The organism is Polynucleobacter sp. KF022, assembly GCF_027924105.1.
GTDB lineage: Bacteria > Pseudomonadota > Gammaproteobacteria > Burkholderiales > Burkholderiaceae > Polynucleobacter.
In genome coordinates, this window is the sequence record NZ_AP026972.1 from 1,350,329 (window position 1) to 1,375,010 (window position 24,682).

The 24,682-nt window shown below is 45.8% G+C and carries 20 protein-coding genes and 1 pseudogene; 2 read left to right on the top strand and 19 right to left on the bottom strand.

The genetic code is table 11. The annotated features are described in order from the left end of the window. The first annotated feature begins 74 nt into the window (after positions 1-74). Complete coding sequence (locus tag PKF022_RS07020; protein WP_281776367.1) at positions 75-1,337, top strand: lytic murein transglycosylase; 1,263 nt, start codon at positions 75-77, stop codon at positions 1,335-1,337. Here the strand turns inward: PKF022_RS07020 and cysM are convergent. The 19 genes and pseudogenes from cysM to gyrA form a co-directional block, all read right to left on the bottom strand. Further along, entirely contained in the window at positions 1,334-2,245 is a 912-nt protein-coding gene (cysM, locus tag PKF022_RS07025) for a cysteine synthase CysM (protein ID WP_216186269.1), read from the bottom strand. The genes PKF022_RS07020 and cysM overlap by 4 nt on opposite strands. 41 nt (positions 2,246-2,286) lie before the next feature. Continuing rightward, positions 2,287-2,712 carry a helix-hairpin-helix domain-containing protein gene (locus PKF022_RS07030; protein ID WP_255532677.1) on the bottom strand — a complete coding sequence of 142 codons (426 nt, stop codon included), beginning with the start codon at positions 2,710-2,712 and terminating at the stop codon, positions 2,287-2,289. A gap of 134 nt (positions 2,713-2,846) precedes the next feature. Next, positions 2,847-3,584, bottom strand: a complete 738-nt coding sequence (locus PKF022_RS07035; RefSeq protein ID WP_281776368.1) for a hypothetical protein — start codon at positions 3,582-3,584, stop codon at positions 2,847-2,849. Next, a complete protein-coding gene (locus PKF022_RS07040) occupies positions 3,574-4,362 on the bottom strand; it encodes a hypothetical protein (protein ID WP_281776369.1) in 789 nt (262 codons plus the stop codon). The genes PKF022_RS07035 and PKF022_RS07040 overlap by 11 nt, the downstream gene beginning before the upstream one ends. Next, the gene (locus tag PKF022_RS07045; protein WP_281776370.1) at positions 4,362-4,799 is read right to left on the bottom strand and encodes a hypothetical protein; all 438 of its coding nucleotides are present in this window, start codon (positions 4,797-4,799) and stop codon (positions 4,362-4,364) included. The genes PKF022_RS07040 and PKF022_RS07045 overlap by 1 nt, the downstream gene beginning before the upstream one ends. Positions 4,800-4,843: 44 nt before the next feature. Next, positions 4,844-8,008 (bottom strand): CHAT domain-containing tetratricopeptide repeat protein, encoded by a 3,165-nt coding sequence (locus tag PKF022_RS07050; RefSeq protein WP_281776371.1) that lies wholly within the window; start codon positions 8,006-8,008, stop codon positions 4,844-4,846. A gap of 115 nt (positions 8,009-8,123) precedes the next feature. Next, on the bottom strand, positions 8,124-9,143 hold the full coding sequence (gene rfaD / locus PKF022_RS07055; RefSeq protein WP_281776372.1) for an ADP-glyceromanno-heptose 6-epimerase: 1,020 nt from the start codon (positions 9,141-9,143) through the stop codon (positions 8,124-8,126). Then, entirely contained in the window at positions 9,140-10,069 is a 930-nt protein-coding gene (gene rfaE1 / locus PKF022_RS07060; RefSeq protein WP_281776373.1) for a D-glycero-beta-D-manno-heptose-7-phosphate kinase, read from the bottom strand. Before rfaE1 ends, rfaD begins: the two co-directional genes overlap by 4 nt. Positions 10,070-10,109: 40 nt before the next feature. Then, on the bottom strand, positions 10,110-11,474 hold the full coding sequence (locus tag PKF022_RS07065) for a UDP-glucose/GDP-mannose dehydrogenase family protein (protein ID WP_281776374.1): 1,365 nt from the start codon (positions 11,472-11,474) through the stop codon (positions 10,110-10,112). Positions 11,475-11,493: 19 nt separating this feature from the next. Then, complete coding sequence (gene lapB, locus PKF022_RS07070) at positions 11,494-12,705, bottom strand: lipopolysaccharide assembly protein LapB (protein ID WP_281776375.1); 1,212 nt, start codon at positions 12,703-12,705, stop codon at positions 11,494-11,496. 108 nt (positions 12,706-12,813) lie between these two features. Beyond that, a pseudogene (locus PKF022_RS07075) lies at positions 12,814-13,110 on the bottom strand (integration host factor subunit beta); the annotation flags it as partial. A 52-nt stretch (positions 13,111-13,162) separates the two neighbouring features. Beyond that, positions 13,163-14,836 (bottom strand): 30S ribosomal protein S1, encoded by a 1,674-nt coding sequence (gene rpsA, locus PKF022_RS07080; protein ID WP_068324328.1) that lies wholly within the window; start codon positions 14,834-14,836, stop codon positions 13,163-13,165. A gap of 143 nt (positions 14,837-14,979) precedes the next feature. Then, positions 14,980-15,642 (bottom strand): (d)CMP kinase, encoded by a 663-nt coding sequence (cmk, locus tag PKF022_RS07085; RefSeq protein WP_281776376.1) that lies wholly within the window; start codon positions 15,640-15,642, stop codon positions 14,980-14,982. Positions 15,643-15,646: 4 nt separating this feature from the next. Next, complete coding sequence (gene aroA / locus PKF022_RS07090; RefSeq protein WP_281777486.1) at positions 15,647-16,966, bottom strand: 3-phosphoshikimate 1-carboxyvinyltransferase; 1,320 nt, start codon at positions 16,964-16,966, stop codon at positions 15,647-15,649. A gap of 8 nt (positions 16,967-16,974) precedes the next feature. Continuing rightward, positions 16,975-17,856 carry a prephenate dehydrogenase/arogenate dehydrogenase family protein gene (locus PKF022_RS07095; RefSeq protein ID WP_281776377.1) on the bottom strand — a complete coding sequence of 294 codons (882 nt, stop codon included), beginning with the start codon at positions 17,854-17,856 and terminating at the stop codon, positions 16,975-16,977. Then, positions 17,856-18,974, bottom strand: coding sequence for a histidinol-phosphate transaminase (gene hisC, locus PKF022_RS07100; protein ID WP_281776378.1), 1,119 nt, complete (start codon positions 18,972-18,974; stop codon positions 17,856-17,858). The genes PKF022_RS07095 and hisC overlap by 1 nt, the downstream gene beginning before the upstream one ends. A gap of 66 nt (positions 18,975-19,040) precedes the next feature. Further along, complete coding sequence (gene pheA / locus PKF022_RS07105) at positions 19,041-20,120, bottom strand: prephenate dehydratase (protein ID WP_281776379.1); 1,080 nt, start codon at positions 20,118-20,120, stop codon at positions 19,041-19,043. Then, positions 20,120-21,217, bottom strand: coding sequence for a 3-phosphoserine/phosphohydroxythreonine transaminase (gene serC, locus PKF022_RS07110; protein WP_281776380.1), 1,098 nt, complete (start codon positions 21,215-21,217; stop codon positions 20,120-20,122). The genes pheA and serC overlap by 1 nt, the downstream gene beginning before the upstream one ends. A gap of 26 nt (positions 21,218-21,243) precedes the next feature. After that, positions 21,244-23,952, bottom strand: coding sequence for a DNA gyrase subunit A (gene gyrA / locus PKF022_RS07115; protein ID WP_281776381.1), 2,709 nt, complete (start codon positions 23,950-23,952; stop codon positions 21,244-21,246). Between the two features lie 159 nt (positions 23,953-24,111). Here gyrA and ompA point away from each other — a divergent pair, with 159 nt between their 5' ends. Then, complete coding sequence (ompA, locus tag PKF022_RS07120) at positions 24,112-24,681, top strand: outer membrane protein OmpA (RefSeq protein WP_216230685.1); 570 nt, start codon at positions 24,112-24,114, stop codon at positions 24,679-24,681. The last annotated feature ends 1 nt before the right edge of the window (position 24,682 follow it).

The window sequence follows — 24,682 nt, forward strand, 5'->3', positions numbered from 1 at the left end:
TCCTTAATCACAAATTTATAATTTTTATAATCTGATAAAACGTGCTCAACACTCGAAAATCCAATACCTTTAGCATGAACTTTCGCATCTCCCTCTTACTCTTAATTCTTGCTCTGGCGGGCTGTTCCAGCACCCCCACACAGCCTACACAGCCTATACAGCCACACCAGCCTATCCTAAACCAGACTGATGATGCAGTCACTGAAGCGCGTTTTAGTCAAAACCTCAACGAATTACTGGGGCAGATCTCGCAAAACCAAGAAATACCGCTTTCAGCACTAGAAATGGGCCTCCTTGATGCTAAAACGATTCCCTCGATTCGCAAATTGGTATTACCCCCATCGGGAACCTTCAAGAAAAATTGGCTGGCTTACCGGAAGCGCTTTATTGAGCCAGTCCGCCTCAAGGCTGGCAAGGCATTTTGGGACCAAAATCAGGCCTTTTTGAGTCAAGTCGAGCAAGACTCAGGGGTGCCTGCAGAAATTATTGTGGCCATTATTGGAATCGAAACTATCTATGGGCGCCAAACCGGTAACTTCAGGGTGAAAGACGTACTTTCCACTCTCGCCTTTAGCTACCCCGAGACCCCTAACAAACCAGCACGTGAACAGCTTTTTAAGGACCAACTCAAAGAACTCATTTTGCTTTGCTGGACCGAGGCAGGCGGCAAACTACCTTCTAAAAATAGCAGTCAAGGTGTCAATAGTGCGCGCTTTAGCAGCTGCTTAAACCAAAATAGTTCTTATGCTGGCGCAATTGGTCTGCCGCAGTTCATGCCCGGAAGTATTCGCAACTTTGCAATAGATGGCGATGGTGATGGACGGATTGATCTTAAAAATAGTCCCAAAGATGCCATTGCTAGCGTTGCCAGCTTCATGAAAAAACATGGCTGGCAAGCAGGTATGCCGATTTCATTTCCAGTTCAAGTCAATGGCATTGAAGCCGCCAAGCAGTTGGCTGATGGCGAGCCCCAATTGAAATTCACTGTGCAGGAATTAATTGATAAGGGCATCCTAACCAAACAACAAGGCGACCTACAAAGTGGTGGCGTAGAACCGCAAAGCAAAGCCTTCATTATTGACTTGCCATACCCTGATAAAGATGGCACTGACCAAGTGCAATATTTTGTTGGCTTAAATAATTTTCTGACGATTGTTCAATACAACCGTAGTTATTTTTATGCGCAAAGCGTTGCTGAGTTTGCAGAGGCCTTGGGATACAAAAATCAGAGTGCAGTACCAGTAGAAAGCCTAAGCAAAAATGTAGGGGCTAAAGCTGCTACCGAAAAATCCAAGGCTAAGAAATCAAGCCAAAAGAAAAAAGCTAAATCTACTTAAGCAGGAAACACCCCAGTAGATAGGTAGCGGTCTCCGCGGTCGCAAACAATAAATACGATCGTGGCATTTTCAACTTGACGCGCAATGCGCAAGGCGACTACTAGGGCGCCGCCGGCAGAGATACCACAGAAGATTCCCTCCTCAACAGCGAGACGACGCGCCATCTCTTCAGCATCTGCTTGAGACACATATTCAATAAGATCAACCTTATCGCCTTGATAGATCTTGGGTAAATACTCAGGAGCCCATTTACGAATTCCCGGAATTTGTGAACCATCCTCAGGCTGTGCTCCGATGATCTGAATCGCAGGATTCATAGACTTCAGATACGTTGACACTCCAGTAATGGTGCCGGTAGTCCCCATCGCTGAAACAAAATGAGTAACCTGACCATCGGTATCGCGCCAAATTTCTGGGCCAGTAGTTTCAATATGTGCTCTTGGATTATCTGGATTAGCAAACTGATCAAGCAATCTGCCTCGACCTTCTCGTTGCAATTGCAGAGCGTAATCTCTAGCAAACTCCATACCACCAGAAGCTGCCGTCAAAATGAGTTCAGCGCCATAAGCCGCCATACTTTGACGGCGCTCAATGCTTTGGTTTTCTGGCATCACTAAAATCATTTTGTAACCCAGCATCGCTGCAGTCATTGCCAATGCAATTCCGGTGTTGCCGCTAGTGGCTTCGATTAATGTATCGCCAGGTTTAATTTCGCCACGCTCTTGTGCGCGAGAGATCATCGACAGCGCAGGTCGGTCTTTAACCGACCCCGCTGGATTATTCCCCTCTAACTTACCCAGAATGACATTGTTGCGATTCTCGTTTTCCAGACCAGGAATACGCTGTAAACGAACCAAAGGCGTATTGCCCACTGTCTGTGAAATAGTTAGGTAGGAAGGTTTGCTCATAAGGCCATTTTAGCCATAAGCCGCCTTACACGCGATAGGGCTTAATTTCTGCGACCTGCTCCCGCACGCTCCGGCTGATTGCGATGACCAGCTTGATTACGAGAATGACGTCTGCTAGAGGTGCTACCCTCCTTTTTGGTTCGGCCATTCGGCTCCCGAAAAGAGCTTGGGGCTTCGATCGTCAAACCGTTATCCACCATTTTCTCCACGGATTTCATGCCGATACCACGAACACGCTTTTGCAAATCATTAGCATCTTGAAAGTGTCCGCCATCTAAACGTTCAGCAATGATGGTTTTGGCTTTAGAAGGGCCAATTCCCTTAATACTCTCCAATTCTGATTGAGTAGCGGTGTTGACATTAATCGGTGAGGCATAAGCTGATAGAGAACTCGCAGCCAATACTGTGGACACAGCAAGCGCCTTGAATAATCTGTTAAATCTACCTAAGTTCAAATATTGAGTCATTTCTTCTCCTCTAGAAAATAAAAAATCCACGGACACAAAGTGCGCATGGATCATGTACAACGATTCAGGATAGAGGTGGTTGACTAGTTTTATAGGACAGCAAATTAATCAGTAAATACTGACAATAATTAAATTTAATGGCTCAAGATAAACTGGGCCGCACGTTTAACAAGTTCTGGCTCGGTCTGGTTAAACCCATGATAAGCAAAGGAGTCGCACACATTACCCTCGCTTATACCGCCCTCAATAATCTCTAGACGCGAAACAGTATTTATTGGTCTAGAGGAAATGATGTTTTCAGAAGCAGATAGTGGAGTGCCTAAGCACTGATCATTTAAGTGATGAATTGCCAATACTGGAAATTTCACATCATCATCCAAGCTTGCAGTCCTGACAGTTCCAGCAATGATGATCCCAGCAAGTGAATTCGTTTTTACTTTATTTGAAAAATAGGTAGCAGTCGATGTACCCATGCTATGTCCAAATATCCAAACAGGGAGATTAAATTTTTTCTTGTAGAACTCAATAACCTCGCCCACTCTTGCAAGGTGATCTGCGCGGTCGCGTCGATCACCTCTTCTGAGGTCCCCTAAGTCATATGGAGTATCGACTAATACCGCATCAATTTGATATTGAGACCAAAGGCTTGCTGAGCGGACAAAAGTATGTTGATTCTTAGTGGAGCCATCATCTTTAAGGCGTAGCATACCTCCACCCCCGGGGAATAACAGCACTATAGCCTTTGCATTTGGTGTCGGCAGCAAAAGAGTTCTTGTTGGCTGATCTTGCTGATGTGGGATATCTAATACTTGCGCCTGCGCAGTCACAGCCGCAAAGCACAAGCAAACAGTCAATAAGGACTTAGCTACCAATGATTCCCTTAAGACCGGTGTAAATAGACACGGCTGTAGTTCCCAGAGCCACAACGGTGCCGCCGTATTCCTGTAATGTCTTCATTAAGCCATGGACATTTTTAAGCGAGGCACCGCCGTCTTTAAAGTTCAATGCAGCCACCTTCATCATTGAGCTCATTAAGCCGGTCCTGCGAGCTCTTTGCTTTGCAGCGTAAGTCACACCGCCAAGCAACATGCCTGTTAAAAAGCTAAATGCAATACTAGCTGAATACTCTAAAACCTCTTTCCATTCAAATAAGTTTTGCGGAAAGATTGGGGAGTGATCAACCAAGCTCGTAATCCAACTCATACCAATAACAGAAGCAATCGCTAAAAAAATGACTCCAGCAAACCAGGGCATTACTTTATGAGGGTGCTTCTTAAATAATGCATAGGCAAATGGTAGTGGCAACACCATCGAAATAATGCGCAGATAAATCATTTTGGTGTCATACACCACCGCAATTAACCAATGCGCTAGGAGCAACAACAAGAGAGGAATGATGAGATATATAGAAATGTCAGTGAGCCACTGCAGCGAAGATCTTCTCTCCAACTTTTGGCTTTGCTCTTCCAGTTGATCTTCCAATTCAGCTATCCTGAGCTCATAGAACTCAGGGCTAACCACTGCAGCCAGCTTACCCTCTAAATCAGCCACCTTTGCCATCATCGGCTTAAATAAATAGAGATCACGACTGCAGGTTTTGCAAACGTGAGCCTCTTCAGAAACCTCCGACAGGCAATATGGGCAGTTCATTATTTATTAACCACCAGGTTGAGGACTGAATTAGTCTCACGACCTTCGGAGTCTTTAACGGTCACTCGAATTGTGTGAGTGCCAGGAGGAACGTCTGCTTTAGCGAAATCAATGCCATTAGCAGAAATCGCGCTTTTAAGACGAGGAGTGAGGTCCACAAATGGAGACTTCATATACACGACTTTTACCGAGCCTGGATCAATCTTCGCATCACCACGTGGCTCAAAGTTCACTTTGAAATCAAATGGCGCCACTACCGGAGTATCCGCCTCAGGGGATGCCAATTTAATCGCAGGTCCACGAGAAATCCCGCGCGTAGCCAAAGTTCCTGCAGCTGGTGGTAGCGCTGCCTCTTTTGCAGTAATCAAAGGCGCAGCGATCACTAACTGAGAAGTGATTAAGAGGAGGACCGCAAAAAGAAGCTGGGTTAATTTCATAAGTGCCTTAAATAATTAGAGTTACTCAATGGATAGATCTTAAATCAATCGCCAACCACTACAAACGGAGCCCAAAATAAAGGGTGGGCATAGGCGTACTTCATATTACCGCCCTCTTTCATGCCGCCTTGATCAATTTGATTGAGCATGGCTTGTCTCAACAGCTCAGCCTTGCTAGTGCCCTGGGCCTTTTGCTGATTTTTAAATAAATCAGTCATCATTGTCCTGGAAGCAACTGAATCAACCGGCCAATTGGATACTAAAAGTGCTTTAGCACCCGCAAAGAAGAAAGCCCTTCCTAGGCCAGATACCGCCTCAGATCCTGACCCCTCTCCAGCTGCGGTGTTGCAGGCAGATAGTACAACCCAATCAGCATCCAACTTCAAGGCAATGACCTTATCCATTGTTAACAGACCATCATCTTGGTCGCCAGTAACCTCTGGTGAAGACATTGCCAATGCGGGCTGAGTCAAACCATTTAATTCACCGGGGACTAAACCGTGAGTAGAAAACATAATCACTTTACGATCCGATAAATCCATAGATGTTACTTGCTTGACGCTAGCTTGCTTATGCAAAAAGATATCTTCAGGTTGAGCGCCGACCGCTCTACCAATTTCTTGAATTTCCAAACTAGTGTCTGGCAAGCGCGGGAGAAGAGCCAACTCTGCTGAACTAACGCCAGCAGTCTTTGGAGCACTTCGTAATTTCAACGGTATCCCACGAGTAGCCAACTGTGTAGCGTTATTTTTTTGCGCACTTTTCTCTTGCGCGCCACTAAAGTAAGGGTCTCCAAAGCCAATAAAATTTTTACGGTTAGGATTTCCCTCTGGAAGACTACGAAGGGCAGTTAATGCAGTAACGGATGGTACCTGCGCCACCGCAATATCCCTTGTTAACCATGGGACAGTCTTGTATCCCACAAAGGCAATTGGGCCGCCCTTGCTTGGTTGAGCTGTTGCCTGTGTAACCAGCAGGGATATTGGCAGCTGACCGAGCTCAGCATGCGGCACTACCAACATCACTTTTTTACCTTTAAATCCATCCTCTACGGGCGCCAAAATCTGCTGATAAAGTTTGTATGCCAAAGCAACATCAAATGGTGGAATCTCATCGATTGTCGATACACCAGGATCAAGTGCCTTGCGTAATTGAGATACTTCTTTTGCCATTTGCTTTCTGCCAATGGCTAACTGAGAAAATTTAGGTGTGCCTTGTTTGCTTATCGCCCATACGTATCCCACATTTTCTGCGAAATACCAAGATATCAAAACTTCATCAGCCTTTAAAAGTCTTTGAGTTCGCTCAATAGATGCCGGCTTTGGCTCAACAAGCTCTGCATAATCAGGGAATTTTTTCTCAATCTCTTTTTTAAGAGATTCACGTTGAGATTTAAATGTTTCTAAATCTGAACGAATTTTTGCTTGAACAGCCGGTAGTTGTTGATCGGGTGAAGCCGAACGTAAGCCAGTCAATAATTCAGAAAGAGTATTAATGCGCCTTTGTAGATCCTGTTCCTGCCTTGCAAGGCTAGCCAACTGAGGGTCTTTAATACTTGCTCGAGCAGCGCTAGCAGTAAGCGCCCTTTGAACACCGCTACCCCGAGCAATATCTGCGACCTGAAAAGCTTGAGCTGCAGCTAATGGTGCCTGACTAGGATCGGTTTTTGCTGTGTGAGCCAATAAAGCCAAATAACTTTCTAATAAAAAAGTCATTCTTTGTTGCTGTTTGATACTGGTTGTGTCATTCTCCGCATCATTTCGCGCTTGATCAATCAAAATGGGCATAGATAACTTATAAGCAGCATCCGCTTCACTCCATTTATTGTCTGCCTGCAAACTTGCAGCATCAAATGCCCGAATCATAGCCAATCGTGGAGAACTCTTATCAGCAGTGAGTTCCTGCCGCTGAAGCATGTTACCCACCATCTCATTGGCTTGATTAGCCTTACCGGTTTTTAACATCGCCAAAACCCAATCAAGATCTCCAAATTGATAGCTTTTTGCCATTTCTGGGTCTGTTTTAATGGCGGCAGCCATCTCATCAAAGACTTGATTGGCCTCTGCATATTTTCCATCCGCGACAAGCGCTGAACCAAGAGACTTTTGCGCTGATGCGAGAGTGCTATTGGCGCCTGTTGCGCCAGCAGCTTTAACGGTACTAACGGCCAATCTAGATAAAAGAACTGCCTCAGAATACCTTCCCTGCTCATTGACTATAGTCGCAAGACTTCTAAGACCACGGGCAACTTCAATTGAGTTTGAGCCAAAGCTGGATAAAGAAAGCGTAATTGATTTTCTGGCGTAGAACTCCGCATCAATTAATTTTCTCTGTCTCAGCAAGACATTGGCTAAATTCAACTCACGATTCGAAATTTGCGTGACATAAACACGTGGATTATTTGTTGCATCTGTAGGAGCTCTAACATCATCTCCGACAACATCAATTTTTTTTGAACTATTTTTAACTATTTGATATTGAGTCTCAAGTATATGCAAGGTTTTTCTAAGAGCACGCTCACTCTCAAGCCATTGGCCTTGCCCCGAAAAATAAATTCCGCGAGCACTCTCGTACCCGCTTTCCCAAATAGGGCCATATTCCATATAACCACGAGACCTTTTTAAAACACTTAACGTACCCTCCATGGCATCGAGTGCTTTTTTGGCAGCATCAAAATTTCCAGAATTAACATAATAAGTAGTCAACAGCCTACCCATCGTTATTTGGTAGCCATTCAAGTTTGGCAATGCAGATAGTTGATATGCCTGAGCTTTTTGAATTAGCGCAATAGCTGCAGACTGTTTCCCGGCAGAATTTTCTAAGACGCTTAAATTAATCAAATCATTTAGATGAAGTCGAGGATTGGTAGAGGGGTATTTATTAACTGCGATTTCGAGGTTTTTTAAAGCCTCGCCACTATTTCCTAAATCCTCAAACGCCGCAGAACGTCTTGTATAAAAATGATTTAAAACCTCATTATCTTGAGAAGTTGGCAGTGGGGTTGCTACTATCTTTTGTGCGCGCTCGACAATCGCTAAGTCTGGCTTGGTTTGCTCTACAAGCTTTAGGATATCTTTAACATCCCTTGGGGGTGCTTTAATATTTTCAACATCCACCTCATCTTTTGCGGACACTGCATAGGAATGACTTGAAAAAAACAGAATGCTGAAGCTTATTAATAACGATGGAATAAAAACAAGCTTACGCATAAGAAACTCCTAATTTTTATAAGGAATATAGTAGAGCAAAAACTAAGGCTTTTAGGAGCTCCCAACCTAGTAGTGCTACCTAGCAAATCACATCCAAAATGGATTAAAGATTAGCCTATAGGGGATTAGCTAAAAATCCAGAATTGGCTTCCAACCACTCGATATATCTTCCTACACCCTGCTCAACAGTGAGGAAGGGCTCTGCGTAGCCGGCAGCTCTGAGCTTAGTGAGATCTGCTTGGGTAAAGCACTGATATTTTCCTTTGAGTGCCTCCGGAAATGGAATGTACTCAATAGCCTTTTCTTTTACAAGCTCTTGCAAGGATGCTGGTGCTGCTTTATCAAGCTTACGCATTGCGTTTGCTACTGCATGAGCAACATCATTAAATGGCTGCGCACGACCACTGCCTAAATTAAAGATGCCGCTAATTTCTGGATGATCCAGAAAAAATAGGTTTACCTTCACCACATCTTCAACCGATACAAAATCACGACTTTGCTCGCCAGGGCCGTAACCGCCATATTCACCAAAAAGTTTCACATGCCCATTGGCTTTGTACTGATGATATTGATGGAACGCAACAGATGCCATGCGACCTTTATGTGACTCGCGAGGACCATATACGTTGAAATAACGGAAGCCAACGACCTGTGCTGTATTCGCTTTTTCAGCAAAGCGCTTACGCATCACTTGATCAAATAAGAACTTGGAGTAGCCGTAAATATTAAGAGGCTTCTCATGCTCACGGCTTTCAACAAAAACATCAGAACCACCGTAAGTTGCAGCTGAAGAAGCGTAGAGCAACTGCACTTTTTGCTCGGTGCAGATATCCAATAAATCCATCGTATAGCGATAGTTATTCGCCATCATGAAAATACCATCGGTCTCCATAGTGTCTGAACAAGCACCCTCATGAAAAACTGCTTTAACCTTGCCAAAGCGACCGCTCCTAAAGGCTTCCAGAAATTCATCTTTATCAAGATAGTCAACGATATCCAAATCAGCGAGGTTACGGTATTTATCCGCAGGACGAAGATCATCAACGGCGATAATATTTTTCTCACCACGAGCATTGAGTGCTTGAACAATGTTTGCGCCAATAAATCCAGCAGCGCCGGTTACGATAATAGTCACTGTAATTCCTCTGAAGTAACGGTTGCAGTACCTAACTTGCCAACTACGATACTACCTGCACGGTTTGCAAGGGCCATTGCTTTTTCCAGAGGCCACTTAGCAGCTAAAGCAACTGCTAGCGTAGCAATCACGGTATCGCCAGCACCCGATACATCGAATACCTCGCGTGCCTGAGCTTTTACATGACTTACACCTTCGTCGGTATATAGACTCATACCCTCTTCAGAGCGCGTAAGGAGAAGCGCCTGTAAGTCGAGAGACTTTCTCAAGTCTTGCGCTTTCTTGGTTAAATCTTCTTCGCTAGTCCACTTACCAACTACTTGGCGTAACTCGCTGCGATTAGGCGTCAAAACAGTGGCGCCTCGATATTTTTCATAGTCTTCACCCTTAGGGTCAACCAAGATCATTTTGTTTTGGGCTCTCGCTTGCTCAATCATATGAGCCACTTGACCCAAAGCGCCTTTGCCGTAATCAGACAGAATAACCACATCTGCATCACCAACCAGATTTTCAAAACGCTCTAGCTTATGAGCGAGCGCTTTTGCACTAGGGGTTTCTTCAAAATCCAAACGGATCAATTGCTGTTGGCGAGCAATCACGCGCAACTTCACAATCGTTGGGACATCAGAATCAACCTCTAATTGACTATCGACACCGCCCGCTTTTAACAACTCCACTACACGCTTACCAGGCTCATCATTACCTACGATTCCAAGAATAGTTGCCTTAGCATCGAGCGCAGCTACGTTGCGCGCTACGTTGGCGGCGCCGCCAAGACGCTCATCGATCTTTCCAACCTGAACTACAGGCACAGGTGCTTCTGGAGAAATGCGATTGGTATCACCGAACCAATAACGATCCAGCATGACATCACCCACCACTAGCAAGCGGGCTTTAGAAAACTGTTCTCGATTAGCTTTTTCCATTTGAATACTTTATGTATTTTTTCTTTATTTTCAAATCTACTTAATTATGTCGCCCGATGCCATGGTACTCAATACCTAATTCTTGCATAGAAGCTGGCTCATATAGGTTACGACCATCAAAAATGATTGGACGCTTAAGCTTTTGCATCACTTGATCAAAGTCTGGGCTTCTAAAGGCTTTCCACTCAGTCACGATGACTAGGGCATCAGCCCCATCTAAGGCGCTCATAGGGTCAGAGGTCATCAACACTTGCGCAAGACCGGTTGGGTTATCTTTAAAGTCAAGCTCTAGAGCATGTTTAGCTTCAGGCATAGCAACAGGGTCATGAGCCACCACCTGGGCACCACGCTTAACCAATTCTTGAATGATCACGCGGCTAGGTGCTTCACGCATATCGTCAGTATTGGGTTTAAAAGCTAAACCCCACAGTGCAAACTTCATCCCCTTAAGATCTTTACCAAAACGCTTTTCGATCTTTTGAACTAAGGTGTACTTTTGTAATTCGTTCACGGCTTCTACAGCATCCAGGATCTTGAGATCTCTACCATGCTCTTTGGCGGTCTTCGATAACGCAGACACGTCCTTTGGAAAGCATGAGCCGCCATAACCAGTGCCTGGGTATAAAAAGCCAAAGCCAATACGTGAATCTGATCCAATGCCCTGACGAACTGCTTCAATATCTGCGCCCACCAAGTCAGCTAAATTCGCCAATTCATTCATAAAGGAGATGCGGGTAGCTAGCATAGCGTTGGCTGCGTATTTAGTTAACTCAGCACTTCTCACATCCATGTAGTAGGTGCGCTCATGGTGACGATTAAAGGGCGCGTAGAGTTTACGCATTTGCTCTTTTGCTCTAAGGCCTGCTGGTGTATTTTCAGTGCCAATCACAATACGATCGGGGCGCATAAAGTCTTCTACGGCAGCGCCCTCTTTGAGAAACTCTGGATTAGAAACTACCGAGCATAGCTCTGGAGATAAACCTCTTTTTTCCAATTCTTCAGTAATGGCTGCAGAAACTTTGTCAGCAGTTCCCACTGGAACAGTCGATTTATCGACAATCACCTTAGGCGTAGTCATGTGACGACCAATATTGCGGGCAGCAGCTACGACGTATTGCAAATCAGCTGAACCATCTTCATCAGGGGGTGTACCTACTGCGATGAACTGAATATCACCATGAGCAACCGAAGCTGCAATATCCGTGGAGAACTGTAAACGACCTGCCGCTCTATTACGCTCAATCATTTCTTTGAGACCAGGCTCATAAATAGGAACGCCACCAGAATTGAGAATCTCAATCTTTTTGGGATCAACGTCTACGCAAAAAATATTATTGCCTTGTTCCGCAAGGCAGGCTCCCGTAACAAGACCAACGTAACCGCTACCAATGATGGTGACTTTCAATCTTTCTCTCCAAATTTCTTTACATTGAAGGACCGCTTGGAGCGGCACCCTCGCTACGTCTTGGGGAGTATGCCTCCCAATGATTACAACCAGGACACTGCCAATAAAATCTTCTCGCTCTAAATCCGCAATTGCCACAAGTGTAGCGAGCCAAGCTTGTTGTGCGCTGGCGCAACAAAGTCAGAATGGATTGCAGCTCCAATAATCTCTCAGGATTAGCACTACCCTCTTCCAGGGCAAGACGAGTTTCAGCTAACTTCGATAAAGCAATCAAAGTAGGTGAATGTTGCATCACCTCAGATAACATCATGTTTGCAGCTTGAGGACCTCGAATTTTCATGAGGTGCTTATGTACGATATCTAGCAATTCGCCAGTAGCTTGGGTTTTAAGTAATTCACAAAGACGATCTAAGCCTTCGCTCTCTTTATCGATAGCTGCATGCGCCAACATCCAGCGGTCTGCCAATAAATGCATATATGCTGGATGAGAGCTAGCTACTAGACTCCAAGCTTCAATTGCTTGAGTAGGACGATCGATTGCCATTAAATAGTCGCCCTGCAATATTAGCGCTCTCGCATGATTGGGAACGGCTTGTAAAGCCCGTTGTATTGATTGCTCAGCTTCTACTAAGTCTTTACGACGCAATGCCTCTTGACCTAATTCACAGTGAAACTGAGCAATTTCAGTATGGTGCGACTTACCTTGCAGAGTCTCAAGTTCAGTTGCAGCAATGATGGCTTTTTTCCAATCATGCTCAATTTGATACATCTCCAACAAACTTTCTTTTGCTGGTTCGGCATACTTTCCAGCACCTACACGATTGAGTGATGCCTCGGCCCGATCTAATAAACCAGCGCGCAAAAAGTCACGGCCTAACTCATAGGCAGCATGATCACGATCACGAGGCTTTAGGTCATCACGATTAGCTAAATGCTGATGCACTTTGATAGCGCGCTCAGTCTCACCACGGCGACGAAATAAATTGCCTAATGAAAAATGCAGTTCAATAGTTTCAGGGTCTAGTTGTGCAATTTTGACCAGCGTTTCAATCGCTTGATCGGGCTGCTCATTTAGCAAAAGACTTAAACCTTTGAATGTTGAACGCTGCTGACGCATACGTTCGCGCTCATCCATACGATTCTCAAGTCGTAGATCCCAACGCGAAGCCAACCAACCAATACCAAACATGACTGGCAGCAACAATAGCCAAGATGTCGCTATCTGAATCATGGCGTGCAGAATTTAAATAAAAAAATGGCCCGAATGGACCACTGAGGTTTAGCCTGAATCTTAGGCACCAGAACCCTCTTTGGGGCCCGCCTGTTTCAAGGGCTTGTAATCTACTCGCTCACGCAACTCTTTGCCAGGCTTAAAGTGCGGAACGCGTTTTTCTGGAATCAATACTTTCTCACCAGACTTCGGATTGCGACCAGTGCGTGCAGGACGATGATGAAGCACAAAACTTCCCACGCCACGCAACTCGATACGCTTACCCTCAGCCAAAGCATGAGTCATTGTGTCCAGCAAAGTTTTTACCGCCAACTCCACATCCCTAGGCAGAAGCTGCGGAAACTGTTCCGCAAGACTCTCCACTAGTTCGGAGCGGGTAATTGCTTGTTGCTCTTGATCTGTCATGATCTATCAATAAAAAATCGCCGCTCCCCCAATGGAAAGCGGCGATATTGATTTAGCCTTGATTGTCCAATTTTGCTTTTAACAAAGCGCCCAAATTGGTAGTGCCAGACTGCGCATCACCTTGGAGCTTGCTCATTGCATCTTGTTGATCAGAGCTGTCTTTTGCTTTGATTGAAAGATTGATAACACGTGACTTGCGATCAATGTTGATGATCATTGCGGTTACGCTATCACCTTCTTTCAATACATTACGTGCATCTTCAACGCGATCTGTTGAGATCTCAGAAGCACGCAAGTAAGCTTCAACTTCATCAGCCAAGTGAATTGTTGCACCCTTAGCATCAACCGCTTTCACAGTACCAGTAACGAGGCTACCCTTGTCACTGACAGATGTGTAGTTGTTGAATGGGTCGCCAGACAATTGCTTGATACCGAGAGAGATGCGCTCTTTCTCAACATCAATTGCCAATACAGTGGCTTCAACTTCATCACCTTTTTTGTATTTCTTAACAGCTTCTTCGCCTGGCTCATTCCATGAGAGGTCTGAGAGGTGAACTAAACCGTCGATACCACCAGGCAAGCCAATGAACACACCAAAGTCAGTGATTGACTTGATTGCGCCAGTGAGCTTATCGCCTTTTTGTTGGGCACGTGAGAACTCTTCCCATGGATTAGCTTTGCACTGCTTGATGCCCAAGCTAATACGACGCTTGTCTTCATCAATATCCAGAACCATGACTTCAACTTCGGTTCCTAATGCAGTAGCTTTGCTTGGAGCAACGTTCTTGTTAGTCCAGTCCATTTCAGAAACGTGTACCAAACCTTCGATACCAGATTCGATTTCAACGAATGCACCGTAGTCAGTTAGGTTAGTTACCTTACCGAATAAACGGGTATTTGGTGGGTAACGACGAGCGATACCAACCCATGGATCATCACCTAATTGCTTCACACCGAGTGAAACACGGTTCTTCTCTTGATCAAACTTCAAAATCTTAGCGGTAACTTCTTGACCGACAGTCAACATCTCGCTTGGGTGACGCACACGACGCCATGCCAAGTCAGTGATATGCAAGAGGCCATCGATACCGCCGAGGTCAACGAACGCGCCGTAATCAGTAATGTTCTTAACGAGGCCAGTAACCACTGCGCCTTCTTTAAGGTTAGACATCAACTTAGCACGCTCTTCACCTTGGCTAGCCTCAACAACTGCACGACGTGACAACACTACGTTGTTACGCTTACGGTCGAGCTTGATAACCTTGAACTCCATCGTCTTACCTTCGTAAGGGCTGGTGTCTTTGATTGGGCGTGTATCAACGAGTGATCCAGGCAAGAATGCGCGGATACCGTTAACCATCACAGTCAAGCCGCCTTTTACCTTACCAGTAACAGTGCCGGTAACGATCTCAGCTTGCTCGAGAGCCTTCTCTAAGTTCATCCATGAAGCCAAGCGCTTAGCTTTGTCACGGGAAAGGATGGTGTCGCCATAGCCGTTCTCAAGAGCGTCAATAGCAACAGAAACGAAATCGCCAGGAGCTACTTCAATCTCGCCAGCGTCGTTATGGAATTCTTCAACAGGAATAAACGCTTCAGACTTTAAGCCAGCGTTAACAACGACGAAGTTATGGTCGATGCGAAGAACTTCAGCCGAAATAACTTGGCCGGTCTTCATATTCGATCGGGTTAATGATTCTTCAAATAATTCTGCAAATGATTCAGACATGTGTATTCACTTTTTGCCGCCAGAAGGCCTGACGGGTTAGGTTAAAAAAGTCTTAAAGAAACACGCTAATGAAAAAGTCGCGTTGTGGGGTTTCTTAAGACGCCAAAACAACTGCTTACAACTCAATGCAACTACATACAAAACTAGGCGACTGCAGATTGATACCAATCTAAAACCGTCTTAACTGCTTGATCTATAGATAAATCTGATGTTTCAAGCACTTTTGCACCATCTGCAACTAACAAGGGTGCGGTACCTCGATTACTGTCTCTGGCATCGCGCTCCTGCAAATCTTGCAGTAAGTCCGGAAGTTTAGCAGAAATTCCCTTAGCTATCAATTGCTTATAGCGACGCTCGGCTCTGGCGGCGGCCGTTGCAGTCAAGAAAACCTTCAAAACTGCATCTGGGAATATGACGCTGGCCATATCCCGGCCATCAGCCACCAGGCCAGGGGATTGGCGAAAACTGCGCTGCAGACCAACTAAAGCAGACCTTACCTCTGGATGGACCGCTAAAGCTGAGGCCCTTAAACCAATGTTTTCAGTCCGAATAGCGTCAGTGACATCGTCGCCATTGAGAAATATTTGACTATTTTTGAATGAAATCAATAACTTAGGAACTAAAAGGCCTAGTTCTGGGCCATTTTTAACGTCAATTCCCTGTTTTTCACTGGCTAAGGCCACTAAGCGATAGAGGGCCCCGCTATCCAAATAATGAAATCCTAGCTTTTCAGCAACCAGTGAAGCAACTGTTCCCTTGCCTGAGGCAGTAGGACCATCAATCGCGATGACCGGAAATGCGCTCATGGAATTAATCAACTACCTTCGCAAATTCAGCGAAATAAGCTGGGAATGTTTTCGCTACACAATTCGGATCGTTGATCTTGAGTGCATTCGGACCAAAGGCGGCAAGCGAGAAACACATCGCCATGCGATGGTCATCATAAGTATCGATACCTTCAGCCGGCGATTTCCAATCAGCTTGTGATGCTGGAGCCTGCACAACAATGTAGTCAGCCCCTTCTTCAACAATGGCGCCAACTTTTTTCAATTCTTTTGCCATTGCCGCAATACGATCCGTCTCTTTAACGCGCCAACTAGCAATGCTGTTTAATCGAGTTGGACCCTCAGCAAATAATGCAGCGACCGCAAGCGTCATAGCTGCATCTGGAATTTCTGTGCAATCAATGGTGATGCCATTGAGTTTGCCACTGGTATTTTTCACGCCAGATACTTCAATCCAATCTTCACCAGCATTAATGTTCGCACCCATTAAAGCGAGCGCATCTGCAAAAGCCACATCACCCTGAATGCTGTCCTTGCCAACACCCAATACCTTCACAGGGCCGCCACCGATAGCCCCGAGAGCTAAGAAATATGAAGCTGAAGAAGCATCACCCTCTACGGATAGCTGGCCTGGGCTTTTGTATACAGTGTTTGATGTTTTTGCCGGAATAACAAAAGATTGTTTGTCAGGACAGGCGACGTTCACACCAAAGCGAGCCATGAGCTTCAAAGTGATATCAATGTAGGGGCGAGAAATCAATTCACCCATCACTTCAATACGTACTGACTCATTTGCAACCAATGGTAAAGCCATTAACAATGCGGTTAAAAATTGACTAGAGACATCACCACGTACCTTGACGACATCTTTAATCTGAATATCCGCTGCCAATATCTTAATTGGTGGATAGCCTTCTTGTAATTCATACTCAATCTTCGCGCCCACCTGACGTAAGCCATCAACCAAATCACGAATGGGTCTTTCATGCATGCGTGCCACGCCAGATAAGCGATAGTTACCACCTTGCATGGCCAGTGCGGCAGTTAGCGGACGAATTGCGGTGCCTGCATTACCCATAAAGAGGTCTGCCTCCTGCACGGGGAATTTACCGCCACAACCCTCAACGACACACACTTTGTCAGCTTTATCGATAACAGATAAGCCTAATTGACGTAAAGCATTACGCATCACCTGAGTATCGTCAGCATCCAACAAGTTCTTGAGGGTGGTTGTACCAGTGGATAAAGCCGCTAGTAACAATGCGCGATTCGAAATACTCTTGGATCCTGGCAACACAATCGAGCCTTGCGCTCGTTTAAATGGCCCAATATTGATATCTGGCAAACCACTCATTAAAGTGCGTCCAAATTTTGACGTGCTTTGCTCGCCTTGTTGAATAATTTTTCTAAACCAGCGCCATCGTTTTCGGCAACGAGTTTGCGCATGTGATTCACGATGAGCAAATACTGATCTAGCTCTTTCAGGATTGCAGTGCGATTGCCAAGGCAGATATCGCGCCACATCTCTGGACTGGAAGCGGCGATGCGCGTGAAATCCTTAAACCCTGCGCCAACATGGCTTAACTTCTGATCGGCATCCTCAGAGTTCACAACGCTTGCCATTAATGCATAAGATAGAAGATGTGGGAGATGAGAAACAGCAGCATAGATCGCATCATGCTGCACGACACCAATCTTTTTCACCTCGGAACCAACTGACTCCCAAAAGCCTGTAATTAAAGCTATATCCTCTGGAGAGTTTTCTTGAAGCGGGCAAATAATAGTTTGCTTCCCCTGAAATAAATCAGCCTTAGCTGCAGCAGCTCCATGCTGAGCGCCCCCAGCAATGGGATGCGCCGGTACAAATTGACAGGCCTTCTTGCCTAATACTTCTTTGGCAGCCACGATCACATCACCTTTGGTGCTACCCGCATCGGTAATCATGGTGCGAGACTCAAGATGTGGCTCAATCACTTCAAAGGCTGCTCGCATTTGAGCCACTGGCACGCAAAGCACAATCACATCGGATTGCTTCGCTGCTTCAACCAAATCCACTACACCATCAATCGCACCCATCTTTTGCGCTTGATCTAAATTTTCTTTGCTGCGACCTACGCCCAATACCTTGGCAGCAACGCCAGCTTGCTTAAGAGCTAAACCCAAAGAGGCGCCAATCAAACCAACACCAACGATGGTGACGGTACCGTAGTTGCTCGCAGGATTAATGATGGTCATTAGGACAGTATTTCTTTCAAAGCGACAATAAAAGCAGCATTCTCTTCTGGCAAGCCAATGGAAATGCGCAACCATTGCGGTAATCCGTAGTTACCTACAGGACGAACAATGATGCCGCGTTTGAGTAATGCCAAGTTAATACGGGCGCCTGCCTGATCATCATCACCCACCTTCACCAAAACAAAATTTCCAGCGGATGGTAAATACTTCAGACCCAACTCATCAAAGGCTTTAGTTAATTGAGCATAGCCGGCACGATTGAGGTCAAATCCTTGTTGCAAAAATTCTTGATCCTGAAATGCGGCAATTGCTGCTGCTTGGGCAAGGCTATTCACATTAAATGGTTGACGAATACGATTGAGCAAATCAGTCAGATGAGGTTGCGAAACACCATAACCAATTCGCAAGCCAGCCAAGCCGTAGGCCTTAGAGAAGCTCCGCGACAAAATCATATTGGGGAAACGCTTTACCCAAGCAATCGCATCGTAGCGCTGCTCTGGACTGAGGTACTCGTTATAAGCTTCATCAAGCACGACCACAACATGAGATGGTACGGCTGCTAAAAATTCTTCAATTTCTTTAGCTGGCAAATAACTGCCTGTGGGATTATTTGGATTAGCAACAAAAACAAGTTTCGCTTTTTCACCAGAAAACTTAATAGCCGCCAACATCGCCGGCAAGTCATGACCATAAATAGCAGTGGCTGCGACCTCTACCGCCTTTGCACCCACAGCCTGAGTAGCCAGTGGATAGACTGCAAAAGCATGTTTAGAAAAAATTACCTCGTCACCAGCTTGTGCAACAGCGCGTGCTGCTAACTCTAAGATGTCGTTACTGCCATTACCCAAAGTAATCCAGTCAGCTGGCACGCCCAAACGTGCAGCAAGTACATTCTTGAGCTCAAACCCATTGGAATCCGGATAACGACCCAAATCACTCGCCGCCTTAAGCATGGCATCCTGAGCAGACTTTGGCATACCCAATGGATTCTCATTGGAAGCCAATTTCACAATCTTGTTTTCATCCAAGCCGTATTCACGCGCAACTTCACTGATTGGTCGCCCACCTACATAAGGGGCAATCGCATGAATATGTTTTAAGCCAATCTTGGATGTCATTCGATTTTTACTAAAGTGATTTGGTAGTTTTTATTTGCTAGTGAAGTTAATTTTTTTTAATCTCAATCATGCAGAGTGCGGATAAGAACCGAGATTCTTATAGAAAGCGGCAACACCTTTCAGCTCTTCAAGCGCCTTCACTACCTTATCGTCATCGGCATGACCAGCAATATCAATGTAGAAGTGATACTCCCAAGTACCCTTGCGCGCAGGACGTGATTCAAAGCGATTCATAGAGACGCCATGCTTGGCCAAAGGCGCTAACAAGCGATGTACAGCACCAGGCTGGTTATCTACAGAAAGAACTAAAGAAGTTTGATCTTTGCCAGTTGATTGACAGGCATAGTTACCCACCACCACAAAACGAGTGCGATTATGTGGGTCATCCTGAATTTGCGCAGCCACGGCCTGAAGGCCATAAGCTTCTTGCGCAGGATCACCTGCAATAGCAGCTAACGTTGGATCCGCAGCCGCCATACGAGCAGCCTCGGCATTACTACTCACCGCTTGACGCTTGAGCTGCGGAGCATGGACGCTCAGCCATTGCTGGCACTGCGCTAATGCCTGAGCATGTGCGCACACGGTTGTTACACCATCCAAATTGCCGCTCTTGGTCAAAAGATGATGACGAATAGGCAACACCACTTCACCGCTGATGCGCATTGAGGAATCAAGCAGCAAATCCAAGGTACGTGAGATAGCGCCCTCGCTAGAGTTTTCCACCGGCACCACGCCAAATTGCGCCGCGCCCTTCTCTACCGCTTTAAATACTTCATCCAAACTTGCGCAAGGCAAACCTGCAATAGAGTGACCAAAATAGGTTTGCGCTGCTTGCTCCGAAAACGTTCCAACTGGACCAAGGTAAGCAATTGTTTGGCGAGCCTCTAAGGCTCTGCAAGCCGACATCACTTCACGCCAAATTGCGGCAATGCCATCTGGAAGTAAAGGGCCCTTATTAATCTCTTGTAAACGAGCAACCACTTGACGCTCACGCTCAGGACGGAAGACTGGTGAAGCGAATCCACCTTTGACATGACCAACTTCTTGCGCAGCTTTTGCACGCTGAGTCAGTAAATCTAAAATTTGTGCATCCAATGCGTCAATTTTTTCACGCAGGGGAGCTAAGCGCTGTTCTTCAGTACTCATTAAGCCCGCCTTTCAAAATCACGCATGAATTCAACCAAGGCTTTTACGCCTTCTATTGGCATAGCGTTATAGATACTTGCACGCATGCCACCTGCAGCTTTATGACCCCGCAAGGCAACTAAACCAGCTGCATTTGATTGGGCTAAAAACTCTGCGTTTAGGTTCTCATCTTTTAAGAAGAAAGTCACGTTCATGCGTGAGCGATATTCTTTTGTGACGCGATTTTCATACAAACTGCTTTGATCCAAGAAGTTATAGAGCAAATCAGCTTTTTCTTGATTCCGCTTCTCAATCGCTTTAACACCGCCCTGCTTGAGCAACCATTTAAAACCTAAGCCAGCCATATAAATCGAAAATGTAGGTGGCGTATTAATCATGGACTGAGTATTGGCTTGCACCGCCCAATCCCAAATCGTTGGGGTAATACCCATACTGTGACCAATTAAATCTTTGCGCACAATCACAATCGTTACGCCAGATGGGCCAATATTTTTTTGCGCTCCACCAAACCAAACAGCGCACTTATTCACATCCATCTCTTTAGAGAGAATGTTGCTAGAGATGTCAGCAACCAGTGGAATATCGCCAACATCAGGCGCATCCGGAAACTCAACGCCGCCTATGGTTTCATTCGCGCAGTAATGCACGTAAGCCGCATCACTTGATAGCTGCCAAGTGGATCTAGCAGGAATCGTATTAAATTTTTCAGCAGCAGAAGATGCGGCCAAATTTGCTGTGCCGTATTTTTGCGCTTCTTTAAATGATTTTTCTGACCAAACGCCGGTTACCAAGAAATCCGCCTTAGGGCCATTCTTAGCCAAAGGCATGAGGTTCATGGGAATCGCAGCATTCTGACCTAGACCACCGCCCTGCAAAAGCAAGACCTCATAAGAATCCGGAATATTCATGAGCGTACGAAGGTCCTGAATGACCTCTTCATACACTTCCATGAACTCTTTACTGCGATGACTGATTTCCATCACGCTCGTGCCGAGCCCACGCCAGTTGAGCATTTCAGCGGCAGCCTGCTTTAGCACCTCTTCAGGCAAGGTAGCAGGCCCCGCAGCGAAATTAAAAATGCGGCGGTCAAAAGTCATGATCTACTCTAGTCTAGTGGTGACGCTTAAGCATCACCTGCCGTATCGTCATTAGAGTCGGTTGCTGGATCAGCAGATACATCACTTTCTTCTGCATCATCAGCGTCATCATCAGAGTCGCTTTCAGCAATACGTTGCAAGCCAGACAAACGAGTACCTTCATCCACATTGATCAAAGTAACGCCTTGAGTGGCGCGACCCATCTCACGAATTTCAGAAACACGTGTGCGCACTAGAACGCCACCAGTAGTAATCAACATAATCTGATCTTCTGGGGACACCAATGCGGCTGCAACTACTTTACCGTTTCGTTCTGAAGTCTGAATGGCGATCATGCCCTTAGTACCACGACCATGACGAGTGTATTCAGCGATTGGCGTACGCTTGCCATAGCCATTCTCGGTAGCAGTTAATACGCTACTTGGAATTGATACGCCGTTCGCATCCACCACTGCTGCCTCAACACCTTCTGCAGCTTCTGCTGGAGCAACCAACATGGCAATCACTTGATGACCTTCACCCAAATTCATACCGCGCACACCGCGTGCAGTACGGCCCATTGGACGAACGTCATTCTCATCAAAGCGCACTGCCTTACCGGCATCAGAGAACAACATGACATCGTGCTGACCATCAGTAATCGCAGCGCCAACTAAGAAGTCGTTTTCGTTCAAATCAACAGCAATAATGCCAGCCTTACGTGGGTTAGAGAAGTCAGACAAACGTGTCTTCTTCACAGTGCCCAAGCTAGTAGCCATAAATACATACTGATCGTCTTGGTAGCCTTTAATCGGCAGAATCACCGTAATCTTCTCGCCTTCAATTAGCGGGAACATATTGACGATTGGCTTGCCGCGCGAAGTGCGACTTCCTTGCGGCACTTCCCAAACTTTGAGCCAGTACATGCGACCACGATCCGAGAAGCAAAGAATTGTGTCGTGCGTATTCGCTACGAAGAGTGTTTCAATCCAATCTTCATTCTTAGTAGCAGCTGCCTGCTTACCGCGTCCACCACGCTTTTGCGCACGGTATTCACTCAGCGGCTGACTCTTCATATAACCAGTATTTGAGAGTGTCACCACTAAATCTTGTGGCGTAATCAAATCTTCCGTGAAGAGTTCGGTTGCATTCATTTCGATAAATGAACGACGACCTGTGTCACCACCAGCAATACCAAATTCAGATTGCACTTCTTTCAACTCAGACTCAATCACTTGAGTAACACGCTCTGGCTTCGCTAACAAATCAAGTAAGTCAGAAATCTCTGCCATAACTTCTTTGTATTCGTTAACAATTTTGTCTTGCTCAAGGCCAGTCAAGCGTTGCAAACGCATCTGTAAAATTTCTTGTGCTTGGCTATCAGAGAGACGATATAAGCCTGTCGTTTGCATGCCGTACTCAGGCAACAAACCTTCTGGGCGATAAGCGTTGCGGCCGCCTGGCGTATCCGTCTCAGCACGCGCTAACATCTCACGCACCATTGATGAATCCCATGCTTTGCCCATCAGCTCTTGCTTAGCAATCACAGGGTTCGCAGCAGCTTTAATAATTGCAATGAACTCATCGATGTTTGCCAACGCAACTGCTAAACCTTCTAAGACATGACCACGATCGCGTGCTTTACGTAATTCAAAAATCGTACGACGTGTCACTACTTCACGACGATGTTGTAAGAAGTACTCCAGCATTTGCTTAAGGTTCAACAAGCGTGGTTGGTTATCTACCAGTGCCACCATGTTCATACCGAAGTTATCTTGCAGTTGAGTGCTCTTATACAAATTATTGAGCACTACTTCAGGTACTTCACCACGTTTGAGTTCAATCACAACGCGCATACCGGATTTATCTGATTCATCACGCAAATCAGAAATGCCTTCTACTTTTTTCTCGTTGACTAACTCAGCGATGCGCTCAAGCAAATTCTTTTTGTTAACTTGGTACGGCAACTCATCAACGATGATGGCTTGACGCGTGCCCTTATCCAAATCTTCGAAGTGAGTCTTTGCTCGCATAACCACGCGTCCACGACCCGTGCGATAGCCCTCGCGAACCCCTTGAACGCCATAAATGATGCCGGCGGTAGGGAAATCCGGAGCTGGAATGATCTCAATCAGCTCATCAATCGTACATTCTGGGTTGTGTAAGACGTGCAAACAGGCTGAAACCACCTCATCCAGGTTGTGGGGAGGGATATTGGTCGCCATACCCACAGCAATGCCAGAACTGCCGTTTATCAGCAAATTAGGCACTTTGGCAGGCAGAATCAGGGGTTCTTTCTCGCTACCGTCGTAATTTGGCCCAAAATCGACCGTTTCCTTGTCCAAATCGGCCAAAAGCTCATGGGCGATCTTACGGAGGCGGATTTCGGTATATCGCATCGCAGCAGCGTTATCGCCGTCTACGGAGCCAAAGTTACCCTGCCCGTCAACCAGCATATAGCGCAGAGAGAAGTCCTGGGCCATCCGAACGATCGTGTCATACACCGCAGAATCACCGTGCGGGTGGTATTTACCGATTACATCGCCAACTATACGGGCAGATTTTTTGTAAGCTCGGTTCCAATCGTTGTTTAATTCATACATCGCGAATAAGACCCGGCGGTGAACCGGTTTGAGGCCATCACGCACGTCTGGCAGGGCTCTGCCGACGATGACGCTCATTGCGTAGTCCAAATAGGACCGCCGCATTTCGTCTTCGAGGGATATTGGTAGTGTTTCTTTAGCGGCTTGTTCCATCTGGAAATAATATCATTTTGATGACAGGTAGGCCCTATGCTAAGATTCTGTCAGTTTGTACGAAATTGAGATGTGTCGCTTTGCAGTTTTTGCATCAAGGTAGGGCGAATTACATTTAAGTTTGACTTTAATTAAAAAAGAGATTTTTGAGGACTAAAAATGAACAAAACCCTAAAAGTGTTGCTGGCTTCTGTTATCACTGTTTCTGCTACTGCAGCAATTGCATCTGATAACTGGGAAAACAGCTCTGGCTTGAATTGGAAAAACAACGACGGCACATTGTGCTGGCGCGATAACAACTGGACACCTGCTACTGCAGCTAAAGGTTGTGACGGTGCATTGGCTCCTAAAGCAGCAGCTTCTGGTGTAAGCCAAAGCAAGATCACTTTGCAAGCTGACACACTTTATGACTTCAACAAATCTGACTTGAAACCAGAAGGTAAAGCTACTTTGGACAAGATCGCTAAAGATTTGAGCAAGATCAAGTTAGAAGTAATCATCGCTGTTGGTAACACTGACAGCGTTGGTACAGATGCATACAACATGGCCCTCGGTCAGCGTCGTGCGCAATCTGTTAAGACATACTTAGTAAGCAAGGGTGTTGACGGTAGCCGTATCTACACAGAATCTAAAGGCAAGAGCAATCCAGTTGCATCAAACGCAACTGCTGAAGGCCGCGCTAAGAACCGCCGTACTGACATCGAAGTTGTTGGTACAGCAGCTAAGTAAT